This is a genomic window from Bacillus swezeyi, from assembly GCF_001969815.1.
Taxonomy (GTDB): Bacteria; Bacillota; Bacilli; order Bacillales; family Bacillaceae; genus Bacillus; species Bacillus swezeyi.
On the sequence record NZ_MRBK01000043.1, the window covers coordinates 1 to 11,639 of the forward strand.

An 11,639-nucleotide genomic window follows, 5' to 3' on the forward strand; every position below is an offset into this window, starting at 1 on the left:
CCGACTTCAAAAGAACAGGATGACTAAAGCCGCTCCCGCTCTGAAAAGAGCTGGCATTCCGTTTAACGGCAGCTCTTTTTTGATTCATCAGCATTATGCTGTATATTTTTCAACAATCAGACAGTCGATGCCATCTAAAAAATCATGCAGCGGCTTGTCTGGTGTATAATGATCATTCATCGACAGTTTTTGATATTGATAAATTAATTGATCCAATTCCTGGCTCTGCTTAATCGTCTCATCCCCTGTATAACCATAGACTTCAGCAGCTTCAACCATCATTTGCCGCTTTTCGTTGATGGAGACCAGCAGCGCTTCTTTCTCTAAATATCTTTGCATACGCTTCACCCCTTACCGCGTTAAAGTTTCGTGAATCACCCAGATTTTGCGTACTTGAGCATTATTACAGATTATACTTATTTTGTAAACCTATTTTTCGAAAAAAATATTTCGAAATCAGTATAATAGATTTGTTGAATTATACCCAAGGATTAAATAAGATAATCACTGGAAAGCATTTTCCTTTTACAGGAGGTCTTTTGATGAGAAAAAACATAAGAAAACCGGCTTTAAGACTGAGGACACTATTCGCTGTCAGAGAAGCGTTCTCCAGCCTCAAATTGTTTTTCAGCGCATGTAAAGCGTGGAGAAAAGGAAACTACCCGCTTTTCCCTAAAAAAACGATTTTACTGGCCGCTCTGGCCTTTATCTATGTACTGTCTCCCATTGATGTGATACCGGATGTTCTCGCAGGAGCGGGCTGGCTGGATGATGCTGCTGTGCTCGCCTTTCTATTCAGGCAAATCGCGAAAGAACTGGCTGATTTTGAAGCATTGCAAACGGACGGGGCGGATGATGTCAAATGATTCAAGGTCTTAATCATCTGCTGTTTTCAGTCTCTGATCTTGAAACCTCTATTTCATTCTATGAAAAAGTGTTTGATGCCAAATGGCTCGTAAAAGCAGAGAAAACTGCTTATTTTGACCTGAATGGGATCTGGCTTGCATTGAACGAAGAAAAGGATTTGAAGCGGACTGAGATTCACGATTCTTACACACACATAGCCTTTTCCATCAATCAGGAAGATTTGCTTGATTGGGAGAAGAAATTAAGAGATTTAGGCGTGAATGTGCTGACAGGAAGAAAACGTCATAAAGGTGATAAAGATTCGATCTATTTTTCCGATCCTGACGGACATAAATTCGAGCTCCACACGGGTTCTGTTTTCGACCGGCTCGAATACTATCAACAAGAAAAGCCCCATCTGTCATTTCATGAGGGCCATATCCAAGCATTGCATGAAAAAAACAAGTAAAAAAAGCGTCCCTTGAGACGCTTTTTTTTATGACTGTTGAGCATGTTTCTTCTCATATATCGGCACCCATCCTTCAGTCGTGACGAAAATCCTGACGGCTACGACTTTCCGGTCTTCCTGAAGTGTGAAATAATGACGGGTATTTTCCGGAACAGAAATCAAATCTCCCGGATTCAGCAGAACATCAAAAAATGTGCCGTCCTTGCCTTCAATCGCAAAGATGCCGTGGCCGCTGACGATAAACCTTACTTCATCATCTGTATGATGATGCTCCTGTTTAAAATTTTTCAGCAGTTCATCCAATTTAGGATGTTGATCAGAGAGTGAGATGACATCCTGCGCTTTATAACCGCGGCGCTCTGAAATGTCTTTAATTTCAGCTGCGAAAACATCTAAAATCTCCTGTTTTTCTTCGTCTGTCAAATCATATTTTTCTCTTAAANNACGTACTCTGGCCTGAACGCTTTTAGCTTTACATGCCAGCTGAACAAAAATTCATAAGCTTCAAGCACCCGCTTTGCTTCAAACGCCGTTCTTCCCCAGACCGTAATGCCGTGGCTCCGGATCAAGACAGCCCCCGAATCGCCTGACAGATGGGCGGCGAACTCAGCCGCCAAATCTGGAATATGGGCGGTATTTTCGATAATCGGGATGGTGATTTCCGCGTTTTCCTCCCAATATCCGAGAGCCTTGATGATTTCCTGGCCTTTAAATGTCATTTGTTTCTCTCTTGCATATAGCTCTGAGATCACGTTATTGTCAACGGTATGCACATGGAGACAGCAGCCCGCATTTGTTTTTTGATAGACATACGCATGAAGCAGCGTTTCTGCTGACGGCTTAAGGGAATGGCCGCTTTCTGCGGGCCTGCCTTCTTCATCGGCCAGCAAAAAATCCTCATTCGTCTCTTTTCGTTTATCTTTCCCGCTTGCTGTGACCAGGAAGCGCAGCGGTTCATCCGATACTTTGATCGAAAGGTTGCCGCTGGTTGCAGGAAACCAATCTCTTGCCGCAAGTTCCCTTTTTACTTCGGCCAGCTCCAGCCAGCGCTTTTGCTTCACAACCATTCCTTCACCTCCAAGGTCTCTTCAAGTGCACGTTTAACATCGTGAAAATCCTCAAACGCAACATGATGCAAATGCAGATCTTCACATTCCTTCAGCAAATAATCACGGGCTATGCACAAATCAGAACATTTGGCTGCTTCAACATCTGTAACAGAATCCCCGATCATCACGAGGAAGTCTCCCTCTCCCTGAAGCTTGCGGATGATCGAAGGCTTGCAGCAGCCGCATTCATTTTCGCATTTGTCATCGCACAGATGCGGCCATTTGATCAAGATGCTGTCACCTTGAAAATCAGCCTGATTGCAATAGATGCGATTTTTTTCCACAATCCCTTCCAGCAAAGGGTAAACGAAAAAATCCATGCCCCCGCTGATGACGTAAAATGGGAGCCCGTGATCATCCAGGAAGGAAACAAATTCTTTAAACCCATCGCGGATCTTCGCTTGCTCGAGTACATATGCCGTCATCTCATCCTTGAGACTGCTCGGCAAGAGCCCAAACATGCCCCCGACTCCTTCCTTGATCGGCAGTTCCTTGGAGAGAACGCCGTCTTTTAAAGCAAGCCACTCTTTCGGAGCAAACTTTTTCATGATGCTGATGATGTTGTCATTTGTTGTAATCGTCCCGTCAAAATCGCAGATGATCAGCGGCTTTCTCATACAGAAACCTCGGCCTTCCCCCATTTTTCAAGGGCGAGTCTTAAATCAGGGGAGCGTTTTGCTTTTTCTTCGACAGGCTCGGCTTCAAGAACGGCTTCGATGATCGCTCTAAACGCCCTTCCTCCGCCTGCGGCTCCGTTTGGATGGCCGTGAATGCCGCCGCCCGCATTAATGATATGGTCAATGCCAAAGTCTTTCATCAAGAGCGGGACCATGCCGGGATGAATGCCCGCCGACGGTACGGCGAAAGACGGTTTAAAGACATCCTCTTTCGTGCATTCATCATGAATGGCGAGCGTTTCCCGCTTCGCGAGGGCGACGCTTCCATACGGAGAAGGAAACAGGCTGAAATCAGCCCCTAGATAACGATTCAGCTTGCCCAGCAAAAGTGAATGGGAAAAACCGTAATACGGTGAAGAAGTAAATGCGCCGCTGACGGCCGGATGAGCCATAATCGGCAGCGGTATTTCGTCGTCTTCTGCAAGGCTTTGGAGGACATCCAGCCCGTAGGCAAATACATTAAACAGCAAAACATCGGCCCCGAGCTCAGCGGCCTTTTTCGCTTTGCCTTTCAGCTCCAGCGTCCTTCCCGTCAAATTAACGGCGTAAAGCGTTCTATGGCCGGTTTCTTCATAGGTGTTCTGAAGCACTTTTTTGCCTTCGATGATTCGTTTTTCGAAAGGGGCACTCCCGGTTTCAAACAAGATTTCGTCATCCTTGATCAAGTCCACCCCGCCGAGCGCCTGCTGTCTCAGCTGTTCCTTCAAATCTTCCATACTGCGGCCGATAACGCCTTTGAAAATGCTCATCAATAGCGGCCTTTCAAATTCGCCGATTTTTTTGCGAATGCCGTACACCCCGTATGCCGGACCTGGCAGTGATTGTTTAAACGTTTTGGAAAATGCCAAATCTGCCAATTTGACTTTTCCGTCAAGTGACAGCTTTCCAAAAACGGTCGTCAAGACGGCCGGAATATCGCTGGTGAAATTGGCTTCTGGATAGGCAATGGTGACCACTGCCTGTTTTTCTCCCAAATCGCCTTCTGTTTCTTCAACCCGGACGACCCGTCCTTTATGCTTTTTTAATTGCTCCTGCTTCAGCTGCGGCAAATCCGTCCAAGACCCCACCGTCAGGCCGAGTGCAATCTGTTCAGCCCGCTTTTCTGGATCAGCTCCGGGATCTGTCAGGACATATGTTGCCTTAAGTTCACTCATTCTTAAGCTCCTTCCTGTTTGCATGCATATAAAAAAACCTCTTTTTGCATCTGTGCTAAAAAGAGGTTTCGTTTCTGCGATTCGAATCCTTATCTCTCAGCGCCAGCTGCAAGAATTAGCACCGTGCTTTAAAAGTCGGTTGCCGGGCTTCATCGGGCTCGTCCCTCTGCCTGCTCTTGATAAGAATATTGATTTTATAAATTATTTTGAATTATCCCATCGTTTTCCCCCGTTGTCAATGACAGACTCCGGTCTTCTTAAAAATATTCAGCCTGCCGATCCGGTTCGCCGCTTCCTGCAAGCGCTCTTCACTGGTGAGCAGGCCGACTCGCACATAGCCTTCGCCATATTGGCCGAATCCAATCCCCGGCGCTGTAACGACATTGGCTTTTTCCAGAAGCAAATCCGAAAATTCCTCTGATGTATAGCCTTCCGGGACAGGCATCCATGCGAAAAAAGAGCCTTCCGGGGCAGCGGCGTCCCAACCGATATCGCGTACAGCCTTGATCCAGACGTCCCGCCTTTTTTCATACCGCTCATTTTGCTCTTTTACGCAGCTCTGATCTGAAAGCAGAGCGGCCGCTGCGGCGTCCTGCACCGCTTTAAAAAGGCTGACATACATATGATCCTGGTAAAGATTCAACGCTTCGATCACAGATCCATTGCCCACAGCAAAGCCGACTCTCCACCCCGCCATATTGTACGTTTTAGAAAGTGTATAAATTTCGATTCCGACTTCCTTTGCGCCTTCTGTTTCAAGAAAGCTGACCGGCTTTTGGCCGTCATAGCCGACCGCCCCGTAGGCAAAATCATGTACGATGCAAATGCCGTTGTCTTTGGCGAAATGGGCGGTTTCTGCAAAAAAAGCAGATGTAGCCTGGGCTCCCGTCGGGTTGTTCGGATAGTTCAAGTACATCAGCTTCGCTTTTTCTTTTACATCTGCCGGAATCACGCTGTAGTCGGGCAGAAAGTGATTGTCCTTTGTGAGCGGCATCGTTTCCATGACGGCTTTTGCCAGCTCAACACCTGACCAATAATCCGGATATCCCGGGTCAGGAACAAGCACGGCATCACCCGGGTTTAACAGACATTGCGGCAGCTCTACGAGACCCGCTTTTCCTCCAAACAATACGGCGACTTCCCGTTCAGGATCGACAGAAACGCCATACTCTCTTTTATAAAATTCGGCTGCCGCCTCTTTCAGCGNNACCAAGGAAGCAAAAAATTGCTCCGGCAGCTCTTTTAGCACATTTGAAAGCTCAAATTTCATTTTTTTCACCCGCTTTGAAAAATTCTTGAAATGATAGTCCATCATCATATATTGTTAAAGGTAAAATGTAAAGTAAAAAATGAGGTGACCCAGAGTGAAACGGACGATTTCCTGCCTGCAATTCAATATATCTTACGGCAACCCTTCAGAAAACTTCAAAAAAGCAGAACGGCTGATTGAAGCGGAAAGCAGCCATGCGGATATCCTTGTTCTCCCCGAACTTTGGACGACGGGCTATGATTTAAAAAACCTTGATACAATCGGCGACGAAGACGGAAAACAAACCAAGACATGGCTTCAGAAAACGGCGAAAGCGAACAATGTCCATATTGTATGCGGTTCAGTCGCCGTTAAAAAAAAGAATGGTGTATACAACACCATGTACATCGCAGACAAAAACGGAAACCTGATCAAAGAATACAGCAAAGCACACCTTTTTCAGCTGATGGATGAGCATCTCTATTTATCTTCCGGTTCGGCTGACGGCAGTTTTGAGATTGAAGGTGCACGAGCTGCGGGATTTATCTGCTATGACATCCGTTTTCCGGAATGGATCAGGAAGCACACTTCAAAAGGAGCGGGCATCATCTTCGTATCGGCGGAATGGCCCCGGCCGAGGCTCGATCATTGGCGAAGCCTTTTAATAGCCAGAGCCATTGAAAATCAATGCTTTGTCGCAGCTTGCAACTGTTCAGGAAAAGACCCTGCAAACGAATTTGCCGGCCACAGCATGGTCATAGATCCGCTCGGGCATGTACTCGCAGAAGCCGGACATGAAGAAACGGTTGTCAAAGCTGAGATTGATCTGAATGACATTGATCAAGCGAGAGGACAAATTCCGGTTTTTGAGGACATCCGCAAAGATTTATATTAAAAAGTATTGACAAGAAAACCGTGATACTGGTAACATTTTCAGCAACTGATCGAACTGAAATTTCAAAATTTTATATTGATTTCTCTTATCGAGAGTTGGGTGAAGGACTGGCCTTATGACCCCAACAGCAACCGACCGTAATACCATTGTGAAATGGGGCGCGAGCAATTTTGCGCTGCTAGGGCACGGTGCTAATTCCATCAGATCACATTCTGAGAGATAAGAGAGGCGGATATGATGATTAGCCTCTTTCTCTCACTGAGAAAGAGGCTTTTTACTTTTGTTAACGACTTTGGGAGGAATCACATATGACCGTAACGAAAACCGCTTCATACGAAATTTTAACAGAAAGCTCAGCGGCCGCACTCGCGGTCCGCCTCGGACTTTTTTCGAGCAGCAGCACATTGACGTGCCGTGAGATCGGAGATGGGAATCTCAATCTTGTCTTCCATGTTTATGATCAGGGACAACAGAAAGGTTTGATCATCAAGCAGGCCGTACCTTATGCGAAAGTCGTCGGTGAAAGCTGGCCGCTGTCACTGGACAGGGCGAGAATCGAAAGCAGCGCATTGATCCGTCAGGCTGAACACGCACCGCATCTTGTGCCAAAGGTTTATTATTCAGACACAGAGCTAGCCGTAACCGTGCTGGAGGATCTATCCCGCCTGCAAATCGCGAGAAAGGGACTGCTCGAAGGAAACGACTATCCGCACCTGTCTGAGGATATCGGAGAATTTCTCGGAAAAACGCTGTTTTATTCCTCTGATTATGCATTGGACCCAAAAATAAAAGAGCGGCTTGTGAAGCAATTTACAAACCCGGATTTATGCGATATTACGGGAAACCTTGTTTTTACGGACCCGTTCTTTGACCATGAAACAAATGATTTTGAAGAAGAGCTGCGTGATGAGGCAGAAAAAATGTGGAGCAATGAGGCTTTAAAACTTGAAGCGAAAAAGTTAAAAAAGCAGTTTTCAACTTCGGCTGAAACGCTCATTCATGGCGATTTGCATACAGGAAGCATTTTCGCCGGTGAAAACGAAACGAAAGTCATCGACCCCGAATTTGCTTTTTTCGGCCCGATCGGTTTTGATATCGGCCAGTTTATCGCCAATCTGCTGTTGAATGCACTGGCCCGCGAAGAAAACAGACGCGCGCCTTTATACAGCCATGTCGAAACCGTTTGGAACACATTCAGCCGCACATTCAGCGAAGCATGGGAAAAGGACTGTCTTGATTACTACAAAAGCACACCTGGAGAACTTGAAGCCGTCCTGAAAAAAACATTCGAAGACGCCGCAGGCTTTGCCGGCTGTGAAATGATCCGCCGGACGATCGGCCTTGCCCATGTCGCCGACCTTGATGCCATCGTTCCATTTGAGCGGAGGATCAGTCAAAAAAAGCTCGCCCTTAACATAGGCGCAGAATTAATCGAAAAACGCAGCGATTTCCGGACGCCGAAAGATATCATTGAAGCGTTTCAGAACCAGCTGAAGGAGTGAATGAAATGCCAAAACAATTTGCGGTGCCCCGCTCTGTGGAGTGGGAAGAAACATCGGTTAAAATCTTAAATCAGCAAAAACTTCCCGAAAAGACGGAATATCTCCATTTAACAACAATGGAAGACATCTATGATGCCATTCAAACTTTAAAAGTGCGCGGGGCGCCGGCCATCGGGATCACAGCCGCGTTCGGCCTCGCCCTTTGCGCCCAAAACATCGATACGGCAGACGTGTTAGAATTCCAGCGGGAACTCAGAAAGCTCAAGGATGAATTAAATCAGGCAAGACCGACGGCCGTCAATTTATCCTGGGCTCTCAGCCGGCTGGTGAACTGTGCAGAAGGTGCAAGATCAGTGAATGAAGCAAAAACCGATCTCATCCATGAAGCGATTCAGATTCAGATTGAAGATGAAGAAACATGCCGGCAGATCGGACAAAATGCTTTGCAGCTGTTTAAATCGGGTGATAACATCATGACGATCTGCAATGCCGGTTCGATCGCGACAAGCCGATACGGCACAGCGCTGTCCCCGTTTTATCTGGCCAAAACAAAAGATCTTGACCTTCATATTTACGCCTGTGAAACAAGACCTGTACTCCAGGGTGCGCGCCTGACGGCATGGGAGCTCATGCAGGGCGGAATCGACGTCACGCTCATCACCGACAGCATGGCCGCTCATACGATGAAAGAAAAAAATATTTCCGCTGTCATTGTCGGAGCTGACCGGATCGCAAAAAACGGAGATACAGCCAATAAAATCGGAACCTACGGATTGGCGATATTAGCCAAATCCTTTCAAATTCCGTTTTTTATTGCTGCTCCCCTGTCCACTTTTGACATCTCGATTTCATCCGGTGACGACATTCCGATTGAAGAGCGCGATCCAGATGAAGTCAGGCAGATCGCAGGGACTCAAATTGCGCCGAAAGGAGTGCCTGTGTTCAATCCCGCTTTTGACATCACCCCGAATCATCTGATCTCAGGAATCATTACAGAGAAAGGGATTATAACAGACAGATTTGAGGAAGAAATTGAAGCGCTTTTTTCCGCTAAAGCCGTTTTATAAGGACGCTTTAGCGGATTTTAATCCATTTCATGATGTCTTTTTTTTGTTCTGCTGTCAGGACATGCAGTTTGACGAACAATTCGGTGTAGCCGGCTATTTTTTGCGGGCGGCTTGATTTCATCGCTTCGTCCTCCTTTTTTACCAAGACCAACATTTTTAACTTAATAAAATTATATGTCGCTGGTGAAAAAAAAGAAACAGTACGCTTTTATTATTTTCCTTTATAAGGAATATTTTCAATCTCAAGCAGCACCGCTTTTTTATCTGTTTCATTTCCTGCATACCCTGTCAGCGTATTGTTTTTTCCGATGACACGGTGGCACGGAATCAAAATCGGAAGCGCGTTTTTTTTGTTCGCCTGGCCGATTGCCCGAACCGCTTTAGGATTTCCGATCGCACAGGCGATATCTAAATAGCTCCGCGATTCACCGTAAGGAATGGACAGCAGCGCTTCCCACACTTTCTGCTGGAATGCCGTCCCCTCTTGGTGCATCGGGAGCTTGAATGCTCTGCGCTCACCTCTGAAGTATTCTTCAAGCTGCCGCTTTGCATCTTGCAATAATGCCGTCTCCATCAGCTTCAGCCCTGAATCTTTTTCTTTCAATATCTCCAATTCTTCTCTACCGAAAAGCACATGTGTAATGTGCTCGTTTTGCTCGACGATATATGCTCGTCCAAATGGCGAGGTCACCTCAATATAAAAACTCACGATGTGATTAAGCCTCCTCCTGCTGTTGTCTGATTGGGAGCGTCAGATGAAAAGTCGTGCCTTTCCCGGCCTCACTTTCAACCTCAATTTTCCCTTTGTGCTCTTCAATAATTTTATAGCTGACCATAAGGCCAAGTCCAGTGCCCCGTTCTTTTGTGGTATAAAAAGGCTCTCCAAGCCGCTTCAATTTGTCTTCCGTCATGCCGATTCCTTCATCAGTCAGGGATACGACGATATGATCGCTGCCTTTCGGTTTGATTGACACATACACATTGCCGCCGTCAGGCATCACTTCGATCGCGTTTTTTAAAACGTTGATGAAGACCTGTTTGAGCTGATTCGGCTCACAATAAATCAGCGGAATCTGGCCGCGGCAGCTGAGGTGCATCTGCACATTGTCCAAGTTGGCTTGTGCATGCAGAAGATCCATTGTATCCTGCATGATTTTAACGACATTTTTTTCTTCATACATGATCGCCTGGGGCTTCGCGAGAATCAGAAACTCCGTAATAATCGATTCAATCCTTTTTAATTCCGATGTGATCACATTAAAATAGAGCGTGTGATCCTCCTTTATACTGCCTTTCAGCAATTGGATAAACCCTTTCAAGGCGGTCATTGGATTGCGGATTTCGTGGGCGATTCCCGCCGCAAGCTCTCCTACGACATGGAGCGTGTCCGATTTGCGCAGGCGCTCTTCCAGCTCCTTGCGTTCCGTCACATCTCTGAGCATAGCCAAATTCATATTTTGAATGATGTTTCGCTTGAATGAAAACTCCAAAATTCGTTTTTGATCAGTTAATAGAAACGGAATGTCATTGTCCATTTCTTCAAAGGAAATGGCTGCTGCAAGGGAGGCCGCATTTTCTATTCTGTAAGCGGAGATGACGTCAAGAAGGTTGGATGTTTTCAACTGTTCAAGGGGAAGGCTGAGTATCTTTCCGGCCAGAGGATTCGCATCAATAATCTCATATTGATTATTGAACAAAACAATCCCATCCATCGATCCGTTGAATACTTTTCTGAATTTCAGTTCGCTTTCCCTTAGTTCTTTCTCCATCCGTTTTCGGTCGCTGACATTTCTTAAGATGGTTAAATGCTGGCTGTCAAACATGATGCGCTTTGCAGTAAACTCAAGTTCTTTATATTGCCCGTTGCCCATGCGGAAAAGCAGCTCTTCTCTAATTTCCCCCTTTTCGCTGTACTGCTTTCGAATGAATTGATAGCGTTTATCATTTTTATCAATAAAATCGGTTATTTTTTTGTTTAAAAGCTTGTCCATCGGCAGTTCAAAGATTTTGCAGGCCGTCTGGTTGGCCTTTACGACCCGTCCGTCGGTGCCCATCAGAACAATAGCGTCCATCGCATTTTCAAACACTTCCCGAAAGCGCTCTTCACTTTTAAAAAGCTGCTTCTCCATCGATCTTTTCTCAGTGATGTCCCTCATAATGGACATATAAAAACCGTTTAAAATATTCGATGTGATCGTCAGCTCAAACAGCCTGTTTTCTCCCGATCTAAGCCGCACCGGGAGCTCTCCTTTCGCCTTCCCTCTTCTAAAAAGAGCGCTCCAAATTTTATCGAGCCTGCTGCGGTTTTCAGAGGGTACGAACTGCGACAGCTTCAACTTGGAAAGCTCGTCTTTCTTGATCTCGAAGCTTTGGCAAAAAGACTGGTTTGCATCGATAAAACAGCCTTGTTTATCAAAAATGACGATCCCTTCAACCGCCCTGTGAAACAGATCTTTAAAAAGCTTTTCATTGATGGTGCGTTCGCGTTCCAGTATTTTTTTTGATGAAATATCCCTCATGACCACAAAGAAACAATCTTCTCCTATCCCTTTGCTGGCGGTGAACTCTATGTATTTGACAGAGCCGTTATCCAGCCTGATCGCGACTTCTTTTTTCGTATATCCCCGTTCTAAAAACCGGTGAATGTTTTGGTTTACTTCATCAGGCGGAA

13 protein-coding genes, 1 pseudogene and 2 riboswitches are annotated in these 11,639 nt (G+C 46.0%); of the genes and pseudogenes, 5 read left to right on the forward strand and 9 right to left on the reverse strand.

The features are described from left to right. Positions 1-93: 93 nt before the first annotated feature. Positions 94-339: an aspartyl-phosphate phosphatase Spo0E family protein gene (locus BTA30_RS20995; protein ID WP_076763795.1), complete on the reverse strand. Its 246-nt coding sequence runs from the start codon at positions 337-339 to the stop codon at positions 94-96. Positions 340-542: 203 nt separating this feature from the next. On the opposite strand from BTA30_RS20995, the gene BTA30_RS21000 reads away from it, so the two are divergent. Continuing rightward, complete coding sequence (locus BTA30_RS21000) at positions 543-866, forward strand: YkvA family protein (RefSeq protein ID WP_076763797.1); 324 nt, start codon at positions 543-545, stop codon at positions 864-866. Then, positions 863-1,315, forward strand: coding sequence for a metallothiol transferase FosB (gene fosB / locus BTA30_RS21005; RefSeq protein WP_076763800.1), 453 nt, complete (start codon positions 863-865; stop codon positions 1,313-1,315). Before BTA30_RS21000 ends, fosB begins: the two co-directional genes overlap by 4 nt. A gap of 27 nt (positions 1,316-1,342) precedes the next feature. Here the strand turns inward: fosB and BTA30_RS24545 are convergent. From BTA30_RS24545 to BTA30_RS21030, 5 genes and pseudogenes are all read right to left on the reverse strand, one after another. Beyond that, positions 1,343-1,756: pseudogene (locus BTA30_RS24545) on the reverse strand (cupin domain-containing protein); the annotation flags it as partial. Beyond that, entirely contained in the window at positions 1,753-2,382 is a 630-nt protein-coding gene (locus BTA30_RS24550; protein WP_076763802.1) for a methylthioribulose 1-phosphate dehydratase, read from the reverse strand. The pseudogene BTA30_RS24545 and the gene BTA30_RS24550, both read right to left, overlap by 4 nt. Next, positions 2,373-3,041 carry a 2-hydroxy-3-keto-5-methylthiopentenyl-1-phosphate phosphatase gene (mtnX, locus tag BTA30_RS21020; RefSeq protein ID WP_076763804.1) on the reverse strand — a complete coding sequence of 223 codons (669 nt, stop codon included), beginning with the start codon at positions 3,039-3,041 and terminating at the stop codon, positions 2,373-2,375. The genes BTA30_RS24550 and mtnX overlap by 10 nt, the downstream gene beginning before the upstream one ends. After that, positions 3,038-4,255, reverse strand: coding sequence for a 2,3-diketo-5-methylthiopentyl-1-phosphate enolase (gene mtnW, locus BTA30_RS21025; RefSeq protein ID WP_076763806.1), 1,218 nt, complete (start codon positions 4,253-4,255; stop codon positions 3,038-3,040). The genes mtnX and mtnW overlap by 4 nt, the downstream gene beginning before the upstream one ends. 86 nt (positions 4,256-4,341) lie before the next feature. Further along, positions 4,342-4,441, reverse strand: a riboswitch (SAM riboswitch). Positions 4,442-4,490: 49 nt separating this feature from the next. Beyond that, positions 4,491-5,525 (reverse strand): pyridoxal phosphate-dependent aminotransferase, encoded by a 1,035-nt coding sequence (locus BTA30_RS21030; protein WP_076763808.1) that lies wholly within the window; start codon positions 5,523-5,525, stop codon positions 4,491-4,493. A gap of 94 nt (positions 5,526-5,619) precedes the next feature. Between BTA30_RS21030 and BTA30_RS21035 the strand changes: the two genes are divergently transcribed. The 3 genes from BTA30_RS21035 to mtnA all read left to right on the forward strand — a co-directional run bounded on the left by BTA30_RS21035 (position 5,620) and on the right by mtnA (position 8,968). After that, entirely contained in the window at positions 5,620-6,399 is a 780-nt protein-coding gene (locus BTA30_RS21035) for a carbon-nitrogen family hydrolase (RefSeq protein ID WP_076763810.1), read from the forward strand. A gap of 82 nt (positions 6,400-6,481) precedes the next feature. Beyond that, positions 6,482-6,625, forward strand: a riboswitch (SAM riboswitch). Between the two features lie 82 nt (positions 6,626-6,707). Next, positions 6,708-7,901 (forward strand): S-methyl-5-thioribose kinase, encoded by a 1,194-nt coding sequence (gene mtnK / locus BTA30_RS21040; RefSeq protein WP_076763812.1) that lies wholly within the window; start codon positions 6,708-6,710, stop codon positions 7,899-7,901. Between the two features lie 5 nt (positions 7,902-7,906). Next, positions 7,907-8,968, forward strand: coding sequence for an S-methyl-5-thioribose-1-phosphate isomerase (mtnA, locus tag BTA30_RS21045; protein WP_076763814.1), 1,062 nt, complete (start codon positions 7,907-7,909; stop codon positions 8,966-8,968). A 7-nt stretch (positions 8,969-8,975) separates the two neighbouring features. On the opposite strand, the gene BTA30_RS24000 is transcribed toward mtnA, so the two are convergent. The 3 genes from BTA30_RS24000 to BTA30_RS21055 all read right to left on the reverse strand — a co-directional run. Further along, complete coding sequence (locus BTA30_RS24000; protein ID WP_223831590.1) at positions 8,976-9,089, reverse strand: hypothetical protein; 114 nt, start codon at positions 9,087-9,089, stop codon at positions 8,976-8,978. Positions 9,090-9,179: 90 nt separating this feature from the next. Further along, positions 9,180-9,677 (reverse strand): methylated-DNA--[protein]-cysteine S-methyltransferase, encoded by a 498-nt coding sequence (locus BTA30_RS21050; protein WP_076763816.1) that lies wholly within the window; start codon positions 9,675-9,677, stop codon positions 9,180-9,182. A gap of 7 nt (positions 9,678-9,684) precedes the next feature. Beyond that, a partial coding sequence (locus BTA30_RS21055; protein ID WP_076763818.1) for a PAS domain-containing sensor histidine kinase occupies positions 9,685-11,639 on the reverse strand: 1,955 nt, incomplete at its 5' end.